Consider the following 25,027-nt stretch of genomic DNA (forward strand, 5'->3'; position numbering starts at 1 on the left):
CTGCTTTATGCAACCGGCTATACGTGTTTGCCCTTGATCTGGTACGTTTTTATGGCGGTAGGGTGTTGTTTACGCCACGCCCACATCTTCTAGCTGCGTTTGGCGCGCGGCCGCGCTGGGGCCAAAGCGGGGTTTTCTGGCCATTCGTGCTTGGGGTAACGCCCGCGCATATCGCGCCGCATATCTGCCCACCCCCCTTGCCAAAAGCCCGCCAGATCCGCCGTAATGGCCTGAGGCCGCCCTGCGGGAGAAAGTAAAGCCAGCCGCAATGGTACGCGCCCCCCAGCCAATTTGGGCGTTTGTGCCGTGCCATAAAAGGTTTGGGCACGGGCCGAGGCCACAGGCACGGGCTGCGTATAATCCACCTCTGCCACACCGCCGGGGAAGGGCAGGGTGGTTGGCAGTTCCTTATCCAGCCAGTTTGTGCGGGCGTAACCCAAATAGGTGCGGAGCAGGTTTAGTATATTCAATTCCCGTAATGCGGTGATGGATGTGCAGCCTTCAACATATGGGGTCAGCCATTCATCCATACAGCCAGCAAGGGCTGTGGAGGAAAAATCTGGCCAGTCTTCTTCCATACCGGTGCCACCGGGCAAGGTGCGGGCCAGCTCTACCCGCGCCTGAAGTTGCCGCACGGCATCTGACCAGTTGAGTGTAGTTTCTGGCGCTTCCTTGGCCTGAGCCAGCAGGAGCGGGCCTGCATCTTCCGGTTTTACTTTTTCCGTGCGGTCTCTCAGCACAAGGCAGCCAATGCGGGTGCGCCTGCGGGCCATGATATTGCCCGATACAGGGTCCAGCGTGGTTTCAACCTGCTCACGCGTGCGCTCCAGCAGGGCTGGGGGCAGGGCGTTGCTTTCCAATGGGGCCGCCATGCGTATTTCGGCAGCGGTGCGCAGGTGCAGGCCTGCTACAGCCAGTAGCTTGTGTTTTGCCAGTCCGTCATCTCGGCGCAGGCGGGCATTGCTGCCATTGGCCATGCGGTAACTGCCCATATCCCCCCGGCACAAGGCAACCCGATCAGGAAAGCCAGCGGCCAGAAGGGCTGCGGCATCCCCCGCTGCCGGGTGGCGGGCTTTTAGCCCCATACGGGTGCGAAAACGTGCAGCAGCCTGCCGAATACGGGCCAAAGCGCCACGGTCTGCCTGCGGGTTGTTATCTTCCCCTGCAATCAGATCCAGCCGGAGGGTAATATCTGCGGGCGGAATAGGTGGCGGGCCACCACGCCCGGCAGCGCGTGGGCGCAGGGGGTCACGTTCTTCCAGCAGGGCGGCGAGGTCTGCGGCCAGTGCGGCTTCCTCTGCCGTGCGGGCTGCCAGCATCATGGCGGCAAGGCGTGGGTGTGTGCCCAAATCGGCCATGTTGCGGCCAAGTTTTGTAATCTTGCCAGCATCATCCAGCGCACCCAGCAAAATCAGCAATTCCTTTGCGGCGGCTACCGCGCTGCCGGGTGGCTGATCTGGCAGCGGAAGCGGCGTATCGGCAGAGCCCACCGTATCTGCCCACAAGGCGGTTGCCAGCACAAAATCAGACAGATCAGCTTCCAGAATTTCTGGCCTGTCATGCTGGGGCAAAGCGCGTTCCGTGTGGGCAGACCATAGGCAATAGGCCACCCCCGGCGCTTCTCGCCCCGCACGGCCAGCGCGTTGCCGGGCGGCTGCCTTGGAAATACGTACCGTATCCAGCCGGGAAAGCCCGGCCCCGGCATCAAACCGCGGCACACGGCGGAAGCCACAATCCACCACAACACGCACGCCGGGCACGGTAAGGGATGTTTCGGCAATGGAAGTGGCTAGAATAATCCGCCGTTCGCCCTCATTTCCGGGGCGCAGCACGCGGGCCTGTTCTGCTGGGTGGAGTTCACCATGCAAGGGCAGCACCGTGGCGGGTACGGTCTCTAAAAGTTGCATTACCCGGCGGATTTCTCCCGTGCCAGGTAGAAAGGTAAGGATATCACCTTCTGTTTCAGCCAAGGCCTGCCGCACACCTGCTGCCGTGGCGGTAGCAATATCGCGCAGGCTGGGGATATCGTGCTTGGCATGGTGGACAGTAAGCGGAAACATCCGCCCTTCGCTTGTTAGCACGGGGGCGTTCATCAGCGCGGCAAGGCGTTCTGTTTCCGCTGTGGCGGACATGGCCACAAGCCGCAGATCAGGCCGCAAAGTGCGTTGTAGATCCAGACAAAAAGCCAGTGCCAGATCTGCATCCAATGAGCGTTCGTGCACTTCGTCCAGAATAACGCAGGCTACGCCTTCCAGCATGGGGTCACCCAGCAGGCGGCGCAGGAACAGGCCTTCTGTCAGCACCTCAATACGGGTGCGGTCTGAAACAGCAGAATCTAAGCGGGTGCGAAACCCAACAAAACCGCCAACATCTTCCCCCATCAGCGATGCAATGCGTTGGGCGGCAGCGCGGGCTGCCAGCCTGCGCGGCTCTAGCATGATGATTTTATCAGACGGTGCGCGCCATGCTGCCGCTGCCAACACGGGTGGAACAGATGTGGTTTTGCCCGCCCCCGGAGGCGCGACTAAAATGGCCGATGCCGGATGGTCTGCTGTGGGGTTTTGAGCCAGTGCCGCGCAGAGTTCTGGCAGTACATCCTGCACAGGCAGGCCCTGCGCAATGGAAAACGGGTTCAGGCTAGGGGCAGAAGCGGTCATGCCATGCTTTATGGCGGTCCCACCGCCACAGTGCAATGTTGCGTGGCGGTGGGGGCTATATGCGCCAGAAATTAAGGCGCTTTGCTGAGGAAAACAGCCTTATTGAGGCTGAGATGGCAGCTTGAGATAGCCCGCTTTGGGAGACGTGGCCTTTGTAGAAGATGAACTGGAGGACGAATCATCATCCTCACCCGCTGGGAAAATGGCGTTGGGTTCACTGTCCTGTACTTTGGGGGCTGCGGCAGGCTTGGTTTCCGGTGTGTTGGCGGAAGACGGCATTGTGGCATCTGTGGAAGGCGCAACAATAGGCGCGTTTTCCGGCACCGTTACGGGGGATGTAGCCTGCCCGGTTTTAGCCGCAGAAACGGGAGAAAGCGCTTCTTGCGGAGCACCAGCACTTGTAGCACCGGCAGCAGCCCCCGTAGTGGCATCTGTTGTGCCATTATCTGAACCAGACGTAAGGGGCTGGGCCTGAATGGCGCCATCTACCGGCATACCTCCGGCATCTACCAGCCATTTACCCAGAGAGCGATGTACCTGTGTATCCAATTCGGTATTGATGCTGTCCATCATCCCTTTGGTTACGTTGTACAGGTTGGCTTGGCTTTCCGTATCCTCTGTGGGGTCTGGGTGCAGGCTCTGGGTGGCGTGGGCTTCTGTATGCGCGGTTTTGCTGCCATCGGGGTTAAGGATATCCAGATGCACATCTATCTGGCCCTGTAGCGTGCCGCCGGGTTCGTGCAGGATAGAAGCCCGATCAATTACAAACTGGGCGGAATTGGCGCTGGTAATGCCCCCTTTGGCGGCCAGCCTGTCCTGCACCATTTGGCGCAGGGCCTGCACGGGCGGGGTGGGGGATTTATAGCCGATATCGCCTGCAACTGGGTGGGTTGCAGTGTTATCCACCAATGTCAGGGTGTTTACGTTGAGGTTGATCTGGCTGAGGTTATCATAGCGCAGCGGTGCAAACTGCGTAGGCTGCTTCTGATCCGCGCAGCCTGCCAGCAGGGCAGGAAACAGCAGCGCGGCTGTTAGGCCAGAAAGGCGCATGCGGGAAAACAGCATCATGGCGCAAAACCTCTTGTAAACTTTATCCGACATTCTCAAAAATGCCTGCCTTTTGGCAAAGACCTTATACCAGCAGCGCCTTAAGATATTGCGCTTATGGCCCTGCTGGCAAACTGTGATGCTTTTTTACTGCGTCTGCGTGGCAATGTTTTTGCGCGCAAAGCGGAAATCTACATTACAGAATTCGCATGTCATCACGATGTTCCCGTCATCTTGGCACATGTGGTCCAGATCATCTTGAGGGAATGTTTCCAGCACATTGGCCAACCGTGCGCGGGAGCAGCGGCACCCAAAGGCCAGCGCCCGTGGCTGGCTGACATGCAGGTCTTCTTCATGGAAAAGCCGGTGCAGCAGCTGCAATGTGGGGAGGCTATCATCCAGCAGCTCCTTGGTGGAAAGCGTATCTGCCAGAATGGTGGCTGTTTCCCAGCTTGCTTCTGCGGCTTCATCTTCCACCACGTGGCTGCCGCCTTCGCCCGCAATGCGTTCCAGTATCAGGCCGCCTGCGCGCCAGCCTGCATCTGTCATCTGGCAGGCCAGCATAATCCAACAAGCGTGCTGTTCACTGCTGGCAAAGTAATGCATGGCCATTGCAGACAGGTCATCCCCCGCAATTTCCACAATACCCTGATGGCGGTCCATCTCTGGCCCTTGGTCCACCGTAAGGGCCATATAACCATCGCCCAGCAGTTCACGGTCTGTGGGTTTGGGTGTTTCGGCCAGCAGGGTTTCCAGTGCTTCATCATCCGTGCGGGCGTAAAAGCGCAGGGCGCCAGTGTTGGTGCAGTCTGCCACCAGCATGGAAACAGGGCCATCGCCCTTCATCTGGAGCGAGAAAGACCCCTGAAACTTCAGTGCCGAAGCCAAAGCCGCCACCAGTGCCAACGCCTTGCCAGCAAGGCGGGTAACGGGGGCTGGGTGATCATGCCGTGTGAGCAGCGTATCCGCCAGCACGCCCAAGCGCACCAGCCGACCACGCACGGGCCGACCAGCCAGATAGAAAGGTGTTACACCACCGGGCACCACCAAATCGGGCACATCTGGGCGATCACGGTCAAGAAAAGCAGGTTTTTCCATGGGAATTTAAGTTTGTCCTGAGTCCATCAAGAATACGGGAATATCAAGAACATGCGCCTGATGCGTGCGGACTCGGATGGTGCTTTTCAGGCGGACAAAAAGGAAAAAGCGAAAAGCAGGGGGATTACGCCCCTGCGGAAATATCCAGTTCCAGCTTTTCCAGCTTCTGTTCAAGGGCGCGGCCGGTTTCTGAATCCATGTTCAGGCCATCCTTGAGCGCAAGCAGCAAACCCTTGCGGCAGGCATCGTGCTCGCTATCCAGATCTTCCGTGCGGCCACAGCCAGCCAGACAATCCAGATAAGAGTTACGGAACGATGCCAGCTTTTCTGCCGGAAACGGCAACGTAGCCAGAATAGCGTCCAGACTGCTTTCCACCCAACCGGGGGTGGCGGGTGTATCTTCGGTAGATGTCATGGAAACTGTTCTGTCTGTGCCGCTCATGTGCTTATTCCTTGCCGAAAGAGGTCCAGTTTGTGCCGCCCATTGTCCATGCCAGCACGCCTTTCTGGGCATGAAGGCGGTTTTCTGCCTCATCAAACACCACAGAATGCGGGCCTTCAAACACGTCCTTGGTCACTTCCTCTCCTATATGGGCAGGCAGGCAGTGCATGAACAGGGCTTCTGGCGCAGCAAGGGCCATTAAATCTGCATTTACGCGGTAGGGTTCCAGCTTGCTCATGCGGCTGGCGGCTTCCTTGGGTGAATCAGACATGCTGATCCATGTATCCGTCACCACGCAATCTGCGCCTTTTACGGCAGCTTTGGGGTCTATCGTCCATTCCACATCACCGCCTTCGGCACGGGCCCAGTCCAGCACATCCTGCGGGGGCTTCATGTCTGCGGGGGTGGCGGCACGCAGGGCAAAGCCAAAACGCACGGCCCCTTCAATAAGGGAAACCAGCACGTTGTTGCCATCCCCCGTCCACGCAAAGGTGCGCCCACGCACAGGGCCGCGGTGTTCCTCAAACGTCATGATATCGGCGAGAATCTGCACCGGGTGAGAATGAGGTGTAAGACCATTGATAACAGGCACCGTGCTCCATTGTGCCAGTTCGTGCATGGTTTTTGTGTTGCCCGTGCGTAGCATAATGGCATCCACAAAGCGGGAGAGCACACGGGCCGTATCGGCAATGCTTTCACCCCGGCCAATCTGCATTTCCTGCGGACTGAGCACCACGGCATCGCCCCCAAGCTGGCGAATACCCACTTCGAAAGAAACACGCGTGCGGGTGGAAGGCTTGGAAAGGATAAGCCCCAACTGCCGCCCGGCCAGCGGCTGGCGTGGGTGCAGCGGAAACCGACGGTTCTGTTGCATGCGCTTCATGCTGGCGGCGACATCCAGAATCTGGCGCAATGTGGCGGCATCCAGATCTTTCAGATCCAGAAAATGGCGTGGCGTAGCCAAAGAGGAAGAAGGCAGGGCAGTGGTCATATTGGCGGCGCTCACGCTGTTGGCTCCAGAACTGTTTTGTTGTTATGATTTTTTCTGATGGTGCTGACAGCCTGTGCCAGCAGAGCCACAGCTTTGCGGCATTCTTCTTCGGAAACAGTAAGCGGTGGCACAAGGCGCAGCACGTTATCGCCCGCCGTAACACACAAAAGGCCCGCATCCTGCGCGGCACCCTGCACATCGCCCACTGCGGGCACGCAGCGCAGGCCAATCAGCAGGCCAAGGCCACGGCGCTGGGCAAAAATATCTGGCGCATCTGCTACAAGGCTATCCAGCAGCTCATCCAGCAGGGCCGCACGGGTGCAAACCTGATCCAAAAAGCCGGGGGCCAGAATAACATCCAGCACAGCGTTGCCAGCCGCACAGGCCAGCGGGTTGCCGCCAAATGTGGTGCCATGTGTGCCCGGTGTCATGCCCTTGGCAATGGTTTCTGTGGTAAGGATAGCCCCAATGGGAAAGCCCCCACCCAAACCTTTGGCTGTGCTGATAATATCCGGCTTAATGCCTGCCCATTCATGCGCAAACAGGCGGCCTGTGCGGCCCACGCCACACTGCACTTCATCCAGCGCCAGCAGCACGCCGGTTTCATCGCACAATGCGCGCAGGGCTTGCAGATATTCCGGGCTGGCCACCTTGATACCGCTTTCACCCTGAATAGGCTCCAGCATCACGGCTGCGGTATTGGGGGTAATGGCGGCTTTTACGGCTTCGATATCGTTAAACGGAACGTGCAGAAAGCCTTTTACAGGCTCACCAAAGCCTTCCAGATATTTGGGGTTGCCTGTGGCGGACAGCATAGCCAGCGTGCGGCCATGAAAAGCCCCATCCATGCAGATAATATCTGTGCGTTCGGGGTGGCCTGCCATCATCTGGGCGCGGCGCGCCATCTTCACCATGCCTTCGTTGGCTTCTGCGCCGGAATTGCAGAAGAACACGCTATCGGCAAAGGAATGTTCCACCAGCCTGCGGGCCAGTTTTTCCGCCTGCGGAATCTGGAACAGGTTGGAAACGTGCATCACCTTTGCGGCCTGTGTGCTAATGGCTTCCACCATCTTGGGGTGGGCGTGGCCAATAGAGCACGTGGCAATACCCGCAGCAAAGTCCAGGAATCGTCGCCCGTCCGACGTTTGCAGCCAGGAGCCTTCTCCCCGCTCAAAGGCGAGATCAGCGCGCTTGTATGTCGGCATCAGGGCAGAAATCATGGAATCTGGTCTTTGTGTTGGCGGTTGTTGAACCTGCAAGGTGAGAAGTGGAATGCAGAACGAAAAACGCCCGCTGCCTTGATATAAGGTGAGCGGGCGGCCCGTATTGCGGGCGTATCATGGCCTTTTGTGCGGATTAAAGTCAAATATTCTGTGTGAAAAAATTCTGCATACGCAACATGCGCGGCATGGCCCGTTGCGTATTTTCCTACACGCAAGGAGTGGGTAAGAAAGAGGGATGATGCATTCTGGTTCTTCCTCATCTGCCCACACATCATCGGGGTTTCCGCAGCTTGATCGTCGCGTGTTGCGAGAGGCCGCGTTGGCGCATCTGGCACGGTTTGGCACTACGCGCCACGGGTTGGAACAAGTGCTTTTGCGCCGCATTGCGCGGTGGGAAAAACAGGCCCTTAAAGCCGGGGCAGATACGGAAGAAGTGGCCGAAGCCGTGCAGGCGCTGCGCCCCGTAGTGGCTGAAATATCAGAAGAAATGGTGCGCCTTGGCGCTGTGGACGATGCCAGTTTTGCCACATCCCGCGCGCGCAGGTTGGTGCGGTCTGGCCGATCTGGCCGTGCGGTGCAGGCGCATCTGGCCGCGCGCGGCGTGGAAGCTGATCTGCGCGATGCCGCCTTGCAGGATGCGGTGGAAGGGTTTTCTCCTGCGCAAAGGGAGTTATGTGCGGCGCTGGTTCTGGCCCGCAAGCGCAGGATGGGGCCATTTGCCACGCCTTATGTTGCGGATGATGAGGTAGAGAGTGAGCAAGCCCTTGCCCGCAGGCACAAGGCGCTGGGTGTGCTGGCCCGCGCGGGCTATGCGCGGGATGTGGCGGAACAGGTTTTGGATATGTCTCCCACAGAAGCGGAGGACTGGATGCAACGTTTGAGGGCCGAATCGTGAAGCGTAGCCTTGTTCTTATTCTGCCTTTATTACTTGCTGCCTGTACGGGTGGGCGTGGAAGTTGGAATGGATCTGTGCAGTGCGCCCCCTATGCGCGGGAGCATTCCGCCATAAACCTGCGGGGTGCTGCGGCAAGTTGGTGGGGAGAAGCACAGGGGCAATATAGCCGCACGTCCTCGCCCCGCGCAGGGGATGTTCTGGTGTTTCGCTCCACCGGCAGGCTGCCATCAGGCCATGTTTCTGTTGTGAAACAAGTGCGGAATTCACGCATGGTGTTGGTAGACCACGCTAATTGGGAGCCGGGGCAAGTCACGCACCACGCCCCTGTGGTTGATGTTTCCCCTAATAATAATTGGACACGTGTGCGCGTGTGGTGGAGCCCCATTCATGCCATGGGCAAAACGGTTTATCCGGTTTATGGCTTTATTGAACCAACGGGCACGGGTGGCAGTTAGCACCCAATAGGCGGGTAGACCGCGTAAGGAAAAACTTGCAAGAAAGTGTTTCCGCCATCATGTACAAACTAAGGATGTGCAGCACACGCTCATTTTGGGCGCGTAATGCAAGTGTAGGGGACTGGTTTGATGGGTAGCTTGAGTATCTGGCACTGGCTGATCGTGCTTGTAGTTGTGCTTGTTGTTTTTGGTGGTGGCGGCAAGATCAGCTCGCTGATGGGTGATATGGCCAAGGGCATCAAATCCTTCAAGAAGCACATGGCGGATGATGAACCGATGGATGATGGCACGGCACGCCCCGGCAACGGGCATATTGCCCCGCCTCCTGCATCTTCCACAGTGGAGCAGCGCACGGCTGCGCCAGCGGATAAATCTGCCCAGCCGTAAGGCGCTGGCAGTTTAAGACGGGCAGATAACGCCATGGATCAAACCGTTACGGATTTTGCCCGTGCCGTGCAGGATATTCTGTTTGCCGGACAGCGTATGGATCAGCGCGGGTGGGTGCCTGCAACGGCAGGTAATATCAGCCGCAGGCTGGCGGATGGCCGCATAGCCATTACGCGCTCAGGTTGCCACAAAGGCTTTTTGCAAGCAGCAGACGTAATTACTGTGGATATGCAGGGCAAACCGCATAGCCCGGAAAATCGGCCCAGTGCGGAAACGCTGCTGCATTGCCAGATTTACCGCCATTTCCCCCATGTAGGCGCAGTGCTGCACGGGCATTCCGTGGCCTCCACTGTTCTGTCTATGGAGGAAGAAACAGCCGCACTTACACTGGCGGACTACGAAGTTCTGAAAGTGTTTGAAGGGCAGACCACGCACGAAACATCCGTGCAGGTGCCTTTGTTTGAGAACGATCAGGACATTGCGCGGCTGGCGGAAGTTGTGGAGCCGTTTTTTGGCACGGGTATGCCTGCGGGCTACATTATCCGAGGCCACGGTGTGTATGTGTGGGGCAAGGATATGCCCACCGCCCTTGCGCGGTTGGAGGGGCTGGAGTTCCTGCTGGCCTGCGCGCTTGAGCGAAGGAAACTGCACGTATGAGTTCCCTGACAGTTTACAAAGACACCACCCCCGAAAACCCCGTGCTGCAAACGCAGGACCCGGCAGAAATGGCGCGCGTTCTGGCCCCGCTAGGTGTGCGGTTTGAGCGTTGGGAAGGCCCGCAAATTCCCCCAAGGGATGCGGACGAACAGGCCGTGCTGGATGTGTATGGCCCCTTTCTGGACAAGCTGATGGGTGAAACCGGCGCAGGCTCTGCCGATGTGCTGCGGGTTAGCCCTTCTACGCCCAACCGAGAGGCCTTGCGGGACAAGTTCTTGTCCGAACATACGCATAGTGAAGATGAAATCCGCTTTTTTGTGCATGGCAGCGGGCACTTCATCTTGCACATTGCTGGCTATGTTTACGATGTGGAATGCACGCAAACCGATCTGATTTCTGTGCCTGAAGGCACAAAGCACTGGTTTGATGCCGGGCCAGAACCAGATATGGTCACGCTGCGTATTTTCACACACAAGGAAGGCTGGGTAGCCCGCTATACAGGCACCGATATTGCCCGGCAGTTTCCATCTTACGAAAACTGATTGAGGGCATAATGGCCGATACCCGGATTCCTCCGCGCGTGGTGCTGCTGGATATTGAAGGCACCACCCTGCCAGTGGCTTTTGTGCATAAAGTGTTGTTTCCCTATGCGCGCAAACACCTGCCCGCATTGCTGGAACAGCACGAAAATCCAGTGGTGCAGGAAGCATTGGCACAGATTGCCCAAGAAGCCCCCGGCGTGCCCCCGCTAGAGCAGCTTGAACGCTGGATGGCGCAAGATGCCAAAGTTGCCCCGCTTAAAAGCCTGCAAGGCCTGTGCTGGCAGCAGGGTTATGAAAAAGGGGAGCTGGAAGCCCAGCTTTACCCGGATGTTGAGCCTACCTTAAAGGCATGGAAAGCCGCAGGCCTTACGCTGGCAGTGTATTCCTCTGGCTCCGAAGCCGCGCAGAAACTGATTTATGGCTATACCGAGCAGGGGAACCTGACCTCGCTTTTCAGCGCGTTTTTTGATCTGCGCGTTGGTGGTAAGAAAAGCGCGCAAAGTTATCGCCATATTCTGGAACAAAGTGGCTGGCAGGGGCAGGATGTGCTGTTTCTGTCCGATGTGGTGGCAGAATTGGATGCAGCAGCCCAAGCCGGCTTGCGTGTATGCCAGATTGCCCGCCCGGAAGATGGCACGGTGGCAGGTACCACCCACCCTGTAGCGCAATCTCTGCCGCAGGCGGGGCAGATGTTCGGCCTGCCGGAAGGAGCATAAAAGTGCTGAAAGCACAGTTGCACACAAACTGGCGGGATATTCCGCCGGAAGCGCACGGCTGTGCGGCAGCGCTTGGCAATTTTGATGGTGTGCATCTGGGCCACGCCCATCTGGTTCATTCCACCCACGCTGCCCGGCCAGATCTGCCCTTGGCGGTGGTAACGTTTGAACCCCATCCGCGAGAACTCTTTCGCCCGCAGGACCCACCATTCCGCCTGAGCCTGCCGGATGAGCGCTTTGCCGCCCTACAGGCGCTGGGTGTGCAGCATGTATTCCAGATCGGGTTTGATGAAGAATTTTCCCGCATGACGGCGGAGCGGTTTGTAGAAGACGTGCTGCACGATGCCCTGTGCCTGCGCCACGTTGCTTGCGGGCCAGATTTTGCATTCGGGTATCGCCGTGGGGGCGATGTCACGTTCTTGGCCGAACGCACGGGCGAGCTAGGTATGGGCTTTACATCCGTGCCTGCATTGGCAGATGCCGCCGGGCCGTATTCCTCCACCCGTATCCGGCGGCTGTTGCAGGAAGGATACCCCGAACGCGCCACGGAAGAGCTTGGCCGCCCGTGGTTTATTCGTGGCCAAGTGCAGCATGGTGATAAGCGCGGGCGTTTGCTGGGCTTCCCGACAGCCAACATTCCGCTTGGGCGGCATTTAGAGCCCGCACGTGGGGTTTACGCCGTAACGGTGCGCCTGCCCGGTGGCTATACGCGCCCCGGCGTGGCCAATATTGGCCGCAGGCCCACCATTAACGATGGGCAGGAAAGCCGCGTAGAAGTGAACCTGTTTGACTTTGACGGTGATCTGTACGGCCAAACGCTTTCTGTGGCGTTGCACAAAATGTTGCGGCCAGAACAGCGCTTTGCCGGGCTGGATGAACTCAAAGCCCAGATTGCGCAGGATGCGCAGCAGGCACGCATGGTTCTGAACGCCGAACTGGCAGGCATATAACCCTCTATAAAAGCGCGGGCAGATGGGGCAGAATATATTTTGCGGCTGCAATGTGGCCGTTCATGCTTGACCCTGCGCTTGTCCTTTTTGATAAGAGCCTGAATGCAAGATGGTTTGACCAGCATATGCGGGGCCAGACCATGAACCCGAACTGAAGTGACATCACCCGCTCATGACCACATCCAGCAGCGACCAGGACACCCAATCCCCCGCCGATCTGTATCGTGATACGGTGTTCCTGCCCCGTACCTCTTTCCCCATGCGCGGGGGCCTGCCAAAGCAGGAACCTCAGTGGCTGAAAAAGTGGGCGGAAACCGGGCTGGATGCGCGGCTGAAACAGCAGGCGGAAGGGCGGCCTGTCTTTACGTTGCATGATGGCCCCCCATACGCCAATGGCCACCTGCACATTGGCCATGCCATGAACAAGATCAACAAGGATGTGATCAATCGCGCGCATCGCATGTCTGGTTATGGCGTGCGCTATGTGCCGGGGTGGGATTGCCACGGCCTTCCGATTGAATGGAAGGTGGAAGAAAAATACCGCAAGGCAAAGAAAGACAAGGATTCCGTGCCTGTGCTGGAATTCCGTGCTGAATGCCGAGCTTATGCGGGTGAGTGGCTGAATATCCAGATGCAGGAATTCCAGCGGCTTGGCGTGCAGGCGGAATGGCAGAACCGCTACGCCACCATGGATTTCTCATCCGAAGCAGCCATTGTAAATGAAATTGGCAAGTTCCTGCTTAACGGGCGGCTGTATCGTGGCCTGCGCCCTGTTATGTGGAGCCCGGTTGAAAAAACCGCTCTGGCCGAAGCCGAAATTGAATATCACGATCACACATCCACTACCATTCTGGTGGCCTTTCCGGTTGTGAGAGACCCCACGCCAGCCCATGCGCTGGAGGATGTGTCTGTTGTGATCTGGACCACCACACCGTGGACCATCCCCGGTAACCGCGCTTTGGCGTATGGGCCAGAAATTACCTACGTGGTGCTGCGGGTGGATGAAACGGGTGAGGGCGCATTGCTTGAACCCGGCGCAAAGGTGCTGGTGGCCGAAGCGTTGGTGGAGGCCTTCTGCCAGGAAGCCCACGTTACCGCGCACCATATTCTCTACACCCTACCGGGTAGCGCGCTGAAGGGGGCTGTATGCGCCCATCCGCTGCGTGGCGCCGGGTATGATTTTGATGTGCCCATGCTGCCGGGTGAATTTGTCACTACCGAGGCGGGTACTGGCCTTGTGCACATGGCGCCTTCTCATGGTGAGGATGACTTCCAGCTTTGCCGTATGTACGGCGTGGAAGTGCCAGAAGTTGTGCAGGCCGATGGCACATACGCTCCGTGGGTGGCAGGCTTTGCAGGCACGCACGTATTCAAGGCGGCCGATGTTGTGTGCTCCACGCTGGAAGCGGTGATGGAACACGCCAACGCCAACGGCACAGCCCCGGCTGGCTTGGTGGGGCGTGGTGAAATTGTGCATTCCTACCCGCATTCATGGCGTTCTCGCGCTCCGGTTATCTACCGTGCCACGCCGCAGTGGTTCATCCGCATGGATGGTGAAGATTCGCTGCGTGAAAAAGCCCTTAAGGCGCTGGAAGACGTTACCTTTGTGCCCGCACAGGCGCGCAACCGTTTAACATCCATGATCCGCACCCGGCCAGATTGGTGCATTAGCCGCCAGCGCGCATGGGGCGTGCCTATTGCTGTGTTTGTTGAAAAACGCACCGGCGAAGTGCTGCGTGATGCCGATGTGATGCAGCGCGTGGTCGCGGCCTTTCAGGAAGAAGGGGCAGATGCATGGTATAGCTCTGAACCTGCACGCTTCCTCGGCCCGGATCGGAACCCGGATGACTACGATCAGGTGTTCGATATTGTAGATGTGTGGTTTGAAAGCGGCTCCACCCACGCCTTCGTGCTGGGCCAACCGGGATTGAACTTTCCTGCCGATCTGTATCTGGAAGGCTCAGACCAGCATCGTGGCTGGTTCCAGTCCTCCCTGCTGGAAAGTGTCGGCACGCGCGGCGTTTCACCTTACAAAGCAGTTGTTACCAACGGTTTTGTTCTGGATGAACAGGGCCGCAAGATGTCCAAATCCCTCGGCAACGTGATTGCCCCGCAGGATGTGAATGACAGCTTGGGCGCAGATGTGCTGCGCCTGTGGGTGGTAAACTCCGATACCAATGATGATTTGCGCATTGGCAAGGAAATTCTCAAACAGCAGGGTGAACTCTACCGCCGTCTGCGCAACACGTTGCGTTGGCTGCTGGGTGCGCTGGATGGCTACACAGAAGCAGAAGCCGTGCCTTATGCTGAGCTGCCAGAACTGGAACGCTGGGTGCTGCATCGCCTAACAGAACTGGGCGGCCTGATTGCGCGCGCGGTGGAAACGCATGAATGGGTGGGTGTGTATCCGGCCCTGCATGGGTTCTGCACCACGGATCTGTCTGCTTTCTACTTTGATATCCGTAAGGATGCGCTGTATTGCGATGCGCCTTCCGACCCCACACGCCGCGCAGCCCGCACGGTGCTGGATATCCTGCACCGGTGCTTAACAACATGGTTGGCCCCCGTGCTGGTGTTTACGGCGGAAGAAGCATGGACATCCCGCTTTGGGCCAGACCAGAGCGTGCATGAACAGGCATTTCCTGAACTGCCAGCAGAATGGAATGACCCGGCATTGGATGAACGCTGGGCGCGTATCCGTTCCGTGCGGCGTATCATCACCACGGAAATTGAAGGTGCACGGCGCGAAGGCACCATTGGCTCTTCCCTTCAGGCGCAGGTTGAACTGACGTTTTCTGAGGAAGAAGCTGCACTGTTTGCTGGCGTAAACTGGAGCGAACTGGCCATTGTTTCCCACGTGGATGTGGTGGTGGACCCCACGTCTTCCTCCATTTACGTGGAAGGGGATGAAGGCGGCACGCTGCATGGCGCCCCGGTTGTGCAGGTTGCAGACGGTGAAAAGTGCGTGCGCTGCTGGAAGGTTCTGCCAGAAACCGGCACGCGGGATGATTACGCAGGCCTGTGCCTGCGCTGCGCCGATGTGGTGGAAGAACAGGGCGGCCCACGCGCAGGGCAGGAGGGCGCGTGAGTTCTCGCACCTTCATGCTGCGTCCGGCAGGCCTTGGCCTGCTGATGCTGATGCTTACTCTTTCAGCAGATCAGCTTAGTAAATACTGGATTCTGTACGGGCTGGATCTGCCCGCACGGGGTTCTGTTAAAGTGCTGCCGTTCCTTAACTTCACTATGGTATGGAACCACGCCGTTACTTTTGGCATGTTTGGCGGCCTTGGCGGGGCAGGGCGGATTGTGTTTTCCGCCATTGCGCTGGCTGTGGCCTGCTGCCTGCTGGTATGGATTTTTCGCACCCACAGCAAACTAACCGCTGCGTGTGTTGGGGCCATTACAGGCGGGGCCATTGGCAATGTTATGGACCGTGTGCGCTATGGGGCCGTGGTGGATTTTCTGCATGCCCACGCTTTTGGGTGGTCATGGTATGTATTCAACGTGGCAGATTCCGCTATAGTATGCGCCGTATGTATGCTGCTGGTGCAGAATTTTCTGGCAGGCGGGCAACAACAAGACAACGTAAAAACCGGGTAACCCCCAAAGGGCTGGGTGTTTTTTCAGGATGAGTGGAAGGCAGACGATGGCGCGCCGTGTTTCGACACTGATTTCTCCGCTGCTGCTTCTTGGCGGCTGCTTTTTGCTAAGTGGCTGCTCAGGAAACGAAGCCGCCCGTGCTTTCGGGCTGGAACGCAGCCTGCCGGATGAATACACGGTTACAACCCGTGCTCCGCTTTCCATGCCGCCATCAGATGAGCTGGTAAAGCCCTCAAAGGGTGATGATCGCCGGCAGGATGAAAGTGAACGCTTGCAGGCGCTGGAAACACTTTCCCCCGATGTGGCGCTGCGTGGCACAAATGGTGATACCAGTGAAGGCCAGACCATTTTGGTGAACGAGGCCACAGAGGCATCGGATGCGCCAGACCGGGGAGAACTGGGTGAAGCCGGTTCGGGCTTTGTGCAGGAACTGATGTTCTGGAAAGGTGGCAAGGCCGGGGGCGTAGTGGATGCCGATGGAGAAAACCGCCGCCTGAAAACCAATGCAGCCTTGGGCAATTCGCCCACCAAAGGTGTTACGCCTACACAGCACCCCAAAGGCTCCGGTCTGTTCTGATCGGAAAGGTCTGACGCATGTCCGGCCTGTTTGCTGAACCCGGTATGGATACAAACCAGCCCGAAACACCGCCCCATGTGCGGCGGCTGCCAGAGGTTATTGTCAACCGCATTGCTGCGGGTGAGGTAATAGAACGCCCCGCCGCAGCAGTGAAGGAACTGGTTGAAAACGCCATAGATGCAGGGGCCCGCAGGCTGGAGGTTTCTCTGGCGGGCGGGGGTGTGGACCGCATTATCGTTACAGATGATGGTGTGGGCATGTCCGCCGATGATCTGGCTTTGGCGGTAGATCGGCACTGCACATCCAAACTGCGTGATGAAACATTGGTGCATATCAGCACGCTCGGCTTTCGGGGGGAGGCTCTGCCCTCCATCGGGGCGGCGGCGCGGCTGTGCATCACCTCCCGCCCAAAGGGAGAAAGCGGTGCGTGGCGGATTAGGGTAGAAGGCGGCAAGGTTTCCCCCGTTGAACCCGCAGCCGGAGCACCGGGTACCAGCGTGGTGGTGGAAGATCTGTTTTTTGCCACGCCTGCCCGCCGCAAATTTCTGAAAAGCGCGCGCGTAGAAGGCCGACACGCTGAAAACGTGGTGCGGCGTCTGGCCTTGGCTGTGCCGCAAACGGCCTTTCGCTTTGTGTTGGATGAGCGTGTGCTGTTTGATCTGCCCGCGCAGGATATGGCTGCCCGCTCTGCCGCCTTGCTGGATGCCAGCGAGGCCGATGGTTTTCTGGAAATTTCTGGGGAACGCGATGGCATGACACTAAGCGGGTTTATCTGCCCGCCATCAGTGCACCGTTCCACGGCTAATGGGCAGTTCATGCTGGTGAATGGCCGCCCTGTGGTGGACCCGGTGCTTAAAACCGCCGTGCGCGTAGCCTATAGGCGCGTGATCGAACCCGGCAGGCACCCCGTGGTGGCAATTATGCTTACGGTGCCGCCCGATCGGGTGGATGTAAACGTGCATCCCGCCAAAACAGAATTGCGCTTTGCGGATGAAGCTGGCGTGCGCTCCTTGGTTATTGGCACCATTCAGCGTGCGTTAGAGCATGGGGCTGGCAGTGTGGGCGTGCGGCCTGTGCTTTCTTCTGCACCACGGCAAGCCCGCATTTGGTATCCGCCAGAAAAAGGGGCCGCACCGCCTGTTCCTGCTCCCGCGTTTCATGCCCCAGCGCCAGAAGGTGTGCGTTTTGCAGAAGGCCGGTTGCAGTTTGGTGATGCCCCGGCAGCCAGAACTTTACCGCCTGTTGCCATGCCTCCCCCCGGCGCTGGGTGGGATGCCCCAGCAGTCAACACACCAACAACCGGGCAAGCTGCGCCAGCGTATGTGATGGATGGGGCCTCTGCGGCATCCGTAGCAGCAGATCACCCCTTGGGTGCAGCTATCGCGCAGGTGTTGGACACATATATTCTGGCCGTAGCGGCAGATGGCAGTTTGGTGCTGGTGGATCAGCACGCAGCGCATGAGCGGCTGACGCATGAGCGTTTGCGGGCGCAGTTTTTAAGCGGGCATGTGCAGGCGCAGCGTTTGCTGGTGCCCGATGTGGTGGATCTGCCCCGTGTGCAAGTGGAACTGCTGTTGGCACGCCAGCCCACGCTGGAAAAACTGGGTGTGGAAATAGAAGCCTTTGGCGGCGACTCCGTTTTGGTAAGAGCCTTGCCCGCCATGTTGCGCAGTAGCGATGCCGTAAACCTGCTGCGTGATCTGGCAGATGAGTTGGAAGCGGATGAAAACGGTGCGCCAGATGAAATGGCAGCGCTTGATGGGCGGTTGGATGCCGTCATTGCCCGCATGGCCTGCCACGGTAGTATTCGGGCCGGGCGCAGGTTGAGCGTGGAGGAAATGAACGCGCTACTCCGCCAGATGGAAGAAACACCCCGCGCAGGCACATGCTCACACGGGCGGCCGACATGGTTGAAGCTGAGCAAGGGTGATCTCGAAAAGTTGTTTGGCCGCCGTTAAGAATATGGCTGTTCTGCGTGGTGTGATCGGCTGAACGTGAACGCCCACCTGCTGGTGTCAGCCCGCAAAAAAGAGCAGGTTTGCAGCATCTTCATGTAACCTGAATGGTGGTGATGCCGTGCAGCCCATCCTGCTTTCGCTCATAACCTATCTTCCTCTTGTTGCGGCGTTGGTGGCATTTTTTGCCCCCGGCAGGCCAGAGCAGCAGGATAGTACAGCCCGGTGGGTTGGGCTGTGGAGCAGCCTGATCACCCTTGGCCTTAGCGTGCTGATGTGGCTGGAGTTTGATCCCACTCAGCCCGGCCTGCAATTTGAAACACGCCTGCGCTGGATGGGGGATTACGGTATTTCCTACCATACGGGGGTGGATGGCATCAGCTTGGTGTTTATTCTGCTAACAGCGTTTTTAACCCCATTGGCGCTGGGGGCAGGCTGGCGTAGCGTGCAAACACAGGGGCGGCAGTTTGTAGCTGCCATGCTGGCGTTGGAAACAGCCTTGTTCGGCCTGTTTTCTGCCCAGGATATGCTGCTGTTTTACGTGTTTTACGAAGCAACGCTTATTCCCGGTAGCCTGATGATTGGCGTTTGGGGTGGGCCAAAGCGCGTTTGGGCCTCGCTTCAGTTCTTTCTGTTTACGTTTGGTGGCTCGCTGTTCATGCTGGTGGGGCTTATCACCATGTGGCTGCAAACAGGCACCACGGATATTCCTGCCCTCATGCACGCAGGTTTTTCCCAGCCCTTGCAGGGGTGGTTGCTGCTGGCTTTTCTGCTGGCTTTTGGTGTCAAACTGCCGCTGTTTCCGCTGCATGCATGGCTGCCAGATGCGTATTCCGAGGCCCCAACGCCAGCTTCGGCCATGCTGTCTGGCGTGCTCTCCAAAACTGGTGCTTACGGGCTGTTGCGCTTTGGGGTGCTGATGTTCCCCGATGCAGTGCGCCTGTTTGCGCCTTATGTGCTGGCTCTTGGTGTTGTGGCTATTATTTACGCAGCCTTTGTGGCCTTTGCCCAAACAGACATGAAGCGCGTGATTGCGTATTCCTCCTTTTCCCACATGGGTATGATTGCTGTGGGGCTGTTTACGCTCACGGCAGAAGGTATTGATGGCGCAATCTTTCAGATGCTCTCTCATGGGGTGGTGATTGCAGCGCTCTTCTTCTGCGTGGCAGCGGTGGCATGGCGGGCAGAAACCCAGCAGATTGATGCGCTGGGCGGTGTTGCGCGCCAGATGCCGGTGCTGGCGCTGTTGGCCATGTTGTTTACAATGGCCAATGTAGGGCTGCCGGGCACGGGGTCCTTTGTTGGGGAATTGCTGGTGCTTATGGGCGCTGTGCATGTTTCCTTCTGGGTGGCGCTGCTGGCAGGTAGCACCATGATTATGGGCGCGGTTTACATGCTCTCCCTGTATCGGCGGGTGCTGTTCGGCGGCGTAAAAGGCACGGTAAGCCTTCTGCGAGATCTAACCGCCGCAGAAATTGCCGTGCTGGCCCCATTGGCTATCGTAACATTGTGGATGGGTGTGCATCCGGGCAGCTTTACCCGGTTGTTTGACCCCGTGATCATGCAGGCCATTCATGGTAGCGCCGCCAATGTGGCTTCAGCCGCTGGCCATACTGTTTTGCATGTAGCCGCCCGCTAATAGGGCTTAAAACGCGCTAAGGTTTTTTTTAGTTGGGCAGTTCTGGCACATCTCGTGCTGGAACTGCCTTTTGTTTGGGTGTGCCGGGGCTGAGAATAATGCCAGCCGAGGCTGCAACCACGCACAAAATTCCGCAAAGCTGAAGTGGAGAGGGCGTTTCATGCAGGATAACCGCCCCCGCCACGGTTGCGCATACGGGTTCCAGACTGCTGAGAATGCCGATATCGCGGGCCTTCAAGTTCTGCATGGCCAGCATTTCCAGAGAATAGGGCAGGGCGGAAGAACAGAACGCCACCAAAACGCCCAGCCCCAACATGGCGGGGGCTGAAAAGCCGATAATCAGCGCAGGCACAAAGCAGGGCAAAAAGACAACGCAGGCACCGCATGCCATGCCCAGTGCGCAGGCATGTGCGCCCGGCACCTTACCAGCCACACGCTGCCCAAACAGAATGTAAAGCGCCCAGAACAGCGCAGCCATAAGGGCAAAGCCCACACCTGCAAAATCGGTTTTGGTGGATGCAGATGGGTTGAGCACAAGTGCCAGCCCCAACACGGTAAGTAGAATCCAGCCAATATCAGACAGCTTGCGAGAGCCCACAAAAGCCACAACAAGCGGGCCAATAAATTCCAATGTAACAGTTGTGCCCAGTGGAATGTGTTGGAGCGCCAGATAGAAGCAGAGGTTCATGCCTGTCATGGCCAACCCGTAAGGGATAACCAGCCGCAGAACATGAACGGACAGAAACCTCCAGCTTCTAAAAAACGGCACCAGCATAAATGCCGCCAGGCAAACGCGCAGGCCCACCACGCCAGACGTGCCAAATACCGGAAAAATGGATTTGGCGAGGGAAGAGCCAAACTGGATGCACACCATGCTGGTTAACAGTTGGGATAAAGCCAGCAGGCGTGTGCGAAGGGGCAGGGCGGCAGGGGCAGAAGAAGGGGCTGCTGTCATGCACGCCCATGTAAAGGCAGATGTGCAAGCCCCATGCCACGCGGCCCGCCAACCACGTAGGAGAGCGGGTTAAACATCTAGCAGATCATCCACTGTGCCTGCATGTTCCTGAATAAAGGCAAAGCGCAGTTCTGGCTTACGGCCCATCAGGCTTTCTACCCGCTGGCGTGTTGTCAGCCTGTCTTCCTGCGGGGTGATCACGCGCAGCAGCGTGCGGCGTTTGGGGTCCATTGTTGTTTGTTTGAGATCCCCCGGCGGCATTTCCCCCAGCCCTTTAAAGCGGGACACATCTATTTTGCCACGCGCCTTGAACTCGGTTTTCATTTTGCGGTCACGGTCTGCATCATCCATGGCGTAAACCGATTTCGCGCCTTGTGTCAGGCGGTAAAGCGGGGGCTGGGCCAGATACAGGTGCCCGTTGCGGATAAGCTCTGGCAGCTCACGGTAAAAGAATGTCATGAGCAGCGAGGCAATGTGCGCGCCATCCACGTCTGCATCGGTCATGATAATCACGCGGCCATAGCGCAGTTTGGAAAGATCGAATCTATCGCCCGACCCACAGCCTAATGCTTCAATCAGATCGCGCAGTTCCTGATTTCCGCGCAATTTTTCTGCCGTGGCGCTGGCAACGTTTAGAATTTTACCGCGCAACGGCAAAACGGCTTGTGTTTCACGGTTACGGGCTTGTTTGGCAGAACCACCAGCCGAGTCGCCCTCCACCAGAAAGATTTCTGTATCCGGGGCAAATTCCTTGGTGCAATCCGTCAGCTTGCCGGGCAGGCGTAGGCGGCGTGTTGCACTTTTGCGCGGGGTTTCTTTTTGCTCCTTACGGCGCAGGCGTTCTTCTGCCCGTTCTATGGCAAAGCCCAGCAGCGTATCGGCCTGTGGCGGGTTTTGCGCCAGCCAGTGGTCAAACCTGTCTCGCAAAGCCGTTTCCACCAGCTTGCTGGCGGTGGATGAGGTGAGTTTTTCCTTGGTCTGGCCCTGAAACTGCGGATCACGAATAAATACGGAAAGCCGACCTGCGCTCATGCCCAGCACATCTTCTGCCGTAATGGCGGAGGCTTTTTTGATGGAGCGTTGGTCTCCCCACGCGCGCAGGCCTTTTACCAGCGCGTTGCGGAATCCGGTTTCATGTGTGCCGCCTTGCGGGGTGGGGATGGTGTTACAGTAAGACACCAGAGAGGCCGGACCGTTTTCTAAAAACGCTACGGCCCATTCCACCTTGCCGTTATCTGTGCCGTCTGCTGCTGGGGGCAGAGGTGCCTCGCCAGCCCACTGAGGGGTAAGCAGTGGGGCCTTGGGGCCAAGCTCATCCGTAAGGCTGTCTGCCAACCCACCGGGGAAGTGTAGGGTGGCTTCTGCGGGTGTTTCATCCCCAGTCTTGATCAGCGCAGGATCGCACGACCAGCGGATGGTGACACCACGGAACAGAAACGCCTTCGAGCGGCAGAGCCGGTAAAGACGGGCAGGCACAAAGACATGCGTGCCAAAAATTTCAGAATCAGGTTGAAAGCTGATTTGCGTGCCACGCCGGTTGGGGGCTGCGCCTACTTTTTCCAGCTTTGTTAGGGGTTTACCGCGTTCATACACCTGTTTCCATACGGTGCGATCACGCGCAATTTCCACTTCCATGCGGGTGGAAAGCGCATTCACCACGGAAGAACCAACCCCGTGCAAACCGCCAGATGTAGCGTAAGCCTTGCCAGAAAACTTACCCCCGGCATGCAGGGTTGTAAGAATAACTTCCAGCGCAGAACGATCGGGAAAGCGCGGGTGTGGGTCCACCGGAATACCGCGCCCGTTATCCCGAATGGTCAGGCGGTTTTCTGTATCCAGCCGCACATCAATGGTGTTGGCATGGCCCGCCACGGCTTCATCCATGGCGTTATCAAGAATTTCTGCTGCCAGATGGTGCAGCGCACTTTCATCCGTACCGCCAATATACATGCCGGGGCGGCGGCGTACGGGTTCCAGCCCCTCCAGAACCTCAATGGCGCTGGCATCATAGGCCTGTGCAGAGTCTGCCTGCGTTCCCGGCTTGGTATCGCGGGATTTGCCGGTGGAGGATTTGCGGGCTGGCGGGGTATTGGAAAACAGATCGCTCATGCGAGAAATCTGTCCCGCGTTGGCGCTGATTCGTCAAGCGTAGTGGTGAGGGGGCGGCAAGCTTTTCACAGCTTCCTTGCCAAAGCCCCCTTACCAGCGGGCTTTTTATGCGCGGCGTGTGGTACGGCGGCGCGTAGTGGTGTGCGTAGAACGGGAAGCAGAAGGCGCTGCGCATGTTTCAAAGGAAGCAGGCTGCGTAACGTCCTTGGCATCGGAGTAGCTGGAAAGATCTTCCCCGCTTTCCAGTGCATTCACTTCATCAAACATGGCAAGGCGCTGCTGGCAGAAAATGGTGCCAGACTGCAGGCCACGTTCAGACTGCACGTTGGCCAGCTGCGTGATGTAATCATCATGCTCCTGCTGGGCACGGCGGCCATAGGTGGTGCGGAAGTAGCCGTTCAGGCGTTCTTCTTCCCGCAGGAGGGTGGTGCGAAACTTGGCCACGAATGCGTTGTAGCGGTCCTGCGCACCGCAAGACAGTGCGGTAACCATCAGTTCGCTTTTTAGGCCCTGCACGTTAAAGGCTTCGTGCGCAGGGGAGTGGCCACATTCGCTGGCGGCAAAGGAAGCCGAGCTGTGCAGAACGCCCGCGGCAAGAACCCCCGCGGCAAGGAAACGGGAAAAGGACATAGTACCTCCGACAGATGCTGGGAAGGGAATACCGCATTCACGCAAGAAAGAAACTGGTATTTTTTCATACCGTCTGCCTGCTTTGGTGCTTGCGGATAAACCAGCATGTTATTTTGGCGTAAAAGTTGGAAAAATAAGCCGCTCTGTTTAGCAGAATATTTGCGGTTAAAAGATGTTTTCGCGCAGTTGTGTGGATGTTGATATGCGACAAGCTGCCAACGTGTGCTGTATGCCTCTTCCTTCCTGCTGCGGGATGTTTTAAAGGCAGATGCGAATCATGCTTTGTGGGTAGGGGGCAGATGCCCGGTTTGGGCCTCTTTCCATTCAGCCCCGAAGCGTGCAGAAGAGATTGCAAGTTTAATTGATACAACAGAAGCGGAGCTGTCGAGTGCGCTTACGAGGAATTGCCGGTTTGGCGCTAACTGGTGGGATGCTTGCCGGCTGTGCAACAACGGGCGGCCCTATTCATATCGGGTCCCCCAATCCCTTTGGGTACCTTAAAAAGTCTGCCGTGTGCAGCACAACGCCTATCAAGAAAGAGGCTGATGGCTCACTTTCCACCACCATGACCGTGCGGTCTGATGATGGTCTGTGCGAAGTGCTGGTAGATCAGCCCGGTGGCAAAGCGTATGCATCCTTTGGGGTTTCTCCTGCGCCAGAACACGGCAAGGCGTTCCTGTACACGCTGGATAGCGATACGCACGTTACCTACACCCCCACACTGGGCTATGCTGGGCAGGATAAGTTTACGGTTATCCTTATTCCCGGCCCCGGTCAGCAGCGCACACGCCTGACAGTGACGGCGCAGGTAGATGCAACGGGCGTGGTTATCCCGCACGCGGCTGTAACGGCACCTGCGGCAGAAGCTCCTAAAAAGAAAGCAGTGGTGCGTAAGGCTGTTACGCGTAAGCGTTAATCTGCCCCGCTGCCCAGTTTTTGGGTGATAGAATTAAAAAACGGTGTTCCAGAAATGGAGCACCGTTTTTTTTATGCTCTGATGTGCCGGGCAAAACCCGGCAGCAAGATGGGCAGGATAAAAATTAAATGGAAAATGTAATAGGCTCAGCCAATGGACGCTTCAGCCCTGCGGATTCTGCCTGTTTCACCAGATCATCCAGCGTGGTTTTGCCCATCTGTGTGATGAGTTTCTGATCAAATTTATCCCAACACGGGGCCAGAACTTTCTGGAAGAGCGCACCCTGCGGGCCATCATTGGCATCGGTATCTGTGTTCAGCACGGCTTCAATAATATCCACCAAGGAAATGTCGCGCCGGGGGCGGCCAAGCCGATACCCCCCACGTGGGCCACGAATGCTTTCCAGTAAACCAGAACGAGAAAGAGCCTGAAGCAGTGGTTCTATGCCACGCCGCGCCAGTTCGGAGCGTTCTGCAATATCAGCAGCACTTACCGTGCCGGAACGCCCGGCGTGAAACGCAACATCCAGCATAATAAGAACGGCGGTCATGGCTCTATCACGACGGAGGATCATGCAAAACAGTCC

Annotated in this window: 23 protein-coding genes; 13 read left to right on the plus strand and 10 right to left on the minus strand. The window is 57.7% G+C overall.

Annotated elements, in window-relative coordinates:
- Window positions 1-89: 89 nt before the first annotated feature.
- The 6 genes from hrpB to ACP7IZ_RS03620 form a co-directional block, all read right to left on the minus strand.
- A complete protein-coding gene (gene hrpB / locus ACP7IZ_RS03595) occupies window positions 90-2,657 on the minus strand; it encodes an ATP-dependent helicase HrpB (RefSeq protein WP_426847862.1) in 2,568 nt (855 codons plus the stop codon).
- Between the two features lie 99 nt (window positions 2,658-2,756).
- Complete coding sequence (locus ACP7IZ_RS03600; protein WP_426847863.1) at window positions 2,757-3,758, minus strand: hypothetical protein; 1,002 nt, start codon at window positions 3,756-3,758, stop codon at window positions 2,757-2,759.
- A gap of 93 nt (window positions 3,759-3,851) precedes the next feature.
- Complete coding sequence (locus ACP7IZ_RS03605) at window positions 3,852-4,802, minus strand: Hsp33 family molecular chaperone HslO (RefSeq protein ID WP_426847864.1); 951 nt, start codon at window positions 4,800-4,802, stop codon at window positions 3,852-3,854.
- A 124-nt stretch (window positions 4,803-4,926) separates the two neighbouring features.
- Window positions 4,927-5,244, minus strand: coding sequence for a hypothetical protein (locus ACP7IZ_RS03610; protein WP_426847865.1), 318 nt, complete (start codon window positions 5,242-5,244; stop codon window positions 4,927-4,929).
- A 4-nt stretch (window positions 5,245-5,248) separates the two neighbouring features.
- Window positions 5,249-6,235 carry an ornithine carbamoyltransferase gene (argF, locus tag ACP7IZ_RS03615; protein ID WP_426847954.1) on the minus strand — a complete coding sequence of 329 codons (987 nt, stop codon included), beginning with the start codon at window positions 6,233-6,235 and terminating at the stop codon, window positions 5,249-5,251.
- A gap of 11 nt (window positions 6,236-6,246) precedes the next feature.
- On the minus strand, window positions 6,247-7,455 hold the full coding sequence (locus tag ACP7IZ_RS03620) for an aspartate aminotransferase family protein (RefSeq protein ID WP_426847866.1): 1,209 nt from the start codon (window positions 7,453-7,455) through the stop codon (window positions 6,247-6,249).
- 238 nt (window positions 7,456-7,693) lie between these two features.
- On the opposite strand from ACP7IZ_RS03620, the gene ACP7IZ_RS03625 reads away from it, so the two are divergent.
- The 12 genes from ACP7IZ_RS03625 to ACP7IZ_RS03680 all read left to right on the plus strand — a co-directional run bounded on the left by ACP7IZ_RS03625 (window position 7,694) and on the right by ACP7IZ_RS03680 (window position 19,831).
- On the plus strand, window positions 7,694-8,353 hold the full coding sequence (locus tag ACP7IZ_RS03625; RefSeq protein WP_426847867.1) for a RecX family transcriptional regulator: 660 nt from the start codon (window positions 7,694-7,696) through the stop codon (window positions 8,351-8,353).
- Entirely contained in the window at window positions 8,350-8,808 is a 459-nt protein-coding gene (locus ACP7IZ_RS03630) for a CHAP domain-containing protein (protein WP_426847869.1), read from the plus strand. The genes ACP7IZ_RS03625 and ACP7IZ_RS03630 overlap by 4 nt, the downstream gene beginning before the upstream one ends.
- A 129-nt stretch (window positions 8,809-8,937) precedes the next feature.
- Window positions 8,938-9,195, plus strand: a complete 258-nt coding sequence (locus tag ACP7IZ_RS03635; RefSeq protein WP_426847870.1) for a twin-arginine translocase TatA/TatE family subunit — start codon at window positions 8,938-8,940, stop codon at window positions 9,193-9,195.
- A 33-nt stretch (window positions 9,196-9,228) separates the two neighbouring features.
- Entirely contained in the window at window positions 9,229-9,852 is a 624-nt protein-coding gene (locus ACP7IZ_RS03640; protein WP_426847872.1) for a methylthioribulose 1-phosphate dehydratase, read from the plus strand.
- Complete coding sequence (locus ACP7IZ_RS03645) at window positions 9,849-10,394, plus strand: 1,2-dihydroxy-3-keto-5-methylthiopentene dioxygenase (protein ID WP_426847873.1); 546 nt, start codon at window positions 9,849-9,851, stop codon at window positions 10,392-10,394. Before ACP7IZ_RS03640 ends, ACP7IZ_RS03645 begins: the two co-directional genes overlap by 4 nt.
- Before the next feature lie 11 nt (window positions 10,395-10,405).
- The gene (gene mtnC, locus ACP7IZ_RS03650) at window positions 10,406-11,110 is read left to right on the plus strand and encodes an acireductone synthase (protein ID WP_426847874.1); all 705 of its coding nucleotides are present in this window, start codon (window positions 10,406-10,408) and stop codon (window positions 11,108-11,110) included.
- A 2-nt stretch (window positions 11,111-11,112) separates the two neighbouring features.
- Window positions 11,113-12,060: a bifunctional riboflavin kinase/FAD synthetase gene (locus ACP7IZ_RS03655; RefSeq protein WP_019089725.1), complete on the plus strand. Its 948-nt coding sequence runs from the start codon at window positions 11,113-11,115 to the stop codon at window positions 12,058-12,060.
- Between the two features lie 172 nt (window positions 12,061-12,232).
- Window positions 12,233-15,148, plus strand: coding sequence for an isoleucine--tRNA ligase (gene ileS / locus ACP7IZ_RS03660; RefSeq protein ID WP_426847875.1), 2,916 nt, complete (start codon window positions 12,233-12,235; stop codon window positions 15,146-15,148).
- Window positions 15,145-15,660: a signal peptidase II gene (gene lspA, locus ACP7IZ_RS03665; protein ID WP_426847876.1), complete on the plus strand. Its 516-nt coding sequence runs from the start codon at window positions 15,145-15,147 to the stop codon at window positions 15,658-15,660. Before ileS ends, lspA begins: the two co-directional genes overlap by 4 nt.
- Window positions 15,661-15,706: 46 nt before the next feature.
- Window positions 15,707-16,237, plus strand: a complete 531-nt coding sequence (locus ACP7IZ_RS03670; RefSeq protein WP_019089721.1) for a DUF3035 domain-containing protein — start codon at window positions 15,707-15,709, stop codon at window positions 16,235-16,237.
- Window positions 16,238-16,254: 17 nt separating this feature from the next.
- Window positions 16,255-18,195, plus strand: a complete 1,941-nt coding sequence (gene mutL / locus ACP7IZ_RS03675; RefSeq protein ID WP_426847878.1) for a DNA mismatch repair endonuclease MutL — start codon at window positions 16,255-16,257, stop codon at window positions 18,193-18,195.
- 118 nt (window positions 18,196-18,313) lie between these two features.
- Window positions 18,314-19,831, plus strand: a complete 1,518-nt coding sequence (locus ACP7IZ_RS03680; RefSeq protein WP_426847879.1) for a complex I subunit 4 family protein — start codon at window positions 18,314-18,316, stop codon at window positions 19,829-19,831.
- A 28-nt stretch (window positions 19,832-19,859) separates the two neighbouring features.
- Here the strand turns inward: ACP7IZ_RS03680 and ACP7IZ_RS03685 are convergent, their stop codons facing one another.
- The 3 genes from ACP7IZ_RS03685 to ACP7IZ_RS03695 all read right to left on the minus strand — a co-directional run bounded on the left by ACP7IZ_RS03685 (window position 19,860) and on the right by ACP7IZ_RS03695 (window position 23,525).
- Complete coding sequence (locus tag ACP7IZ_RS03685) at window positions 19,860-20,786, minus strand: EamA family transporter (protein ID WP_426847880.1); 927 nt, start codon at window positions 20,784-20,786, stop codon at window positions 19,860-19,862.
- Between the two features lie 69 nt (window positions 20,787-20,855).
- The gene (gene parE, locus ACP7IZ_RS03690) at window positions 20,856-22,895 is read right to left on the minus strand and encodes a DNA topoisomerase IV subunit B (RefSeq protein ID WP_426847881.1); all 2,040 of its coding nucleotides are present in this window, start codon (window positions 22,893-22,895) and stop codon (window positions 20,856-20,858) included.
- 105 nt (window positions 22,896-23,000) lie between these two features.
- On the minus strand, window positions 23,001-23,525 hold the full coding sequence (locus tag ACP7IZ_RS03695; RefSeq protein WP_035354045.1) for a hypothetical protein: 525 nt from the start codon (window positions 23,523-23,525) through the stop codon (window positions 23,001-23,003).
- Between the two features lie 388 nt (window positions 23,526-23,913).
- On the opposite strand from ACP7IZ_RS03695, the gene ACP7IZ_RS03700 reads away from it, so the two are divergent.
- Window positions 23,914-24,441, plus strand: coding sequence for an Ig-like domain-containing protein (locus ACP7IZ_RS03700; RefSeq protein WP_035354042.1), 528 nt, complete (start codon window positions 23,914-23,916; stop codon window positions 24,439-24,441).
- Window positions 24,442-24,565: 124 nt separating this feature from the next.
- Here ACP7IZ_RS03700 and ACP7IZ_RS03705 read toward each other — a convergent pair whose 3' ends face one another.
- A complete protein-coding gene (locus ACP7IZ_RS03705; RefSeq protein ID WP_426847882.1) occupies window positions 24,566-25,015 on the minus strand; it encodes an RrF2 family transcriptional regulator in 450 nt (149 codons plus the stop codon).
- Between the last annotated feature and the right edge of the window lie 12 nt (window positions 25,016-25,027).

Origin of the sequence: Acetobacter sp. AAB5 (assembly GCF_050106715.1) — a bacterium.
GTDB lineage: Bacteria > Pseudomonadota > Alphaproteobacteria > Acetobacterales > Acetobacteraceae > Acetobacter > Acetobacter oryzifermentans.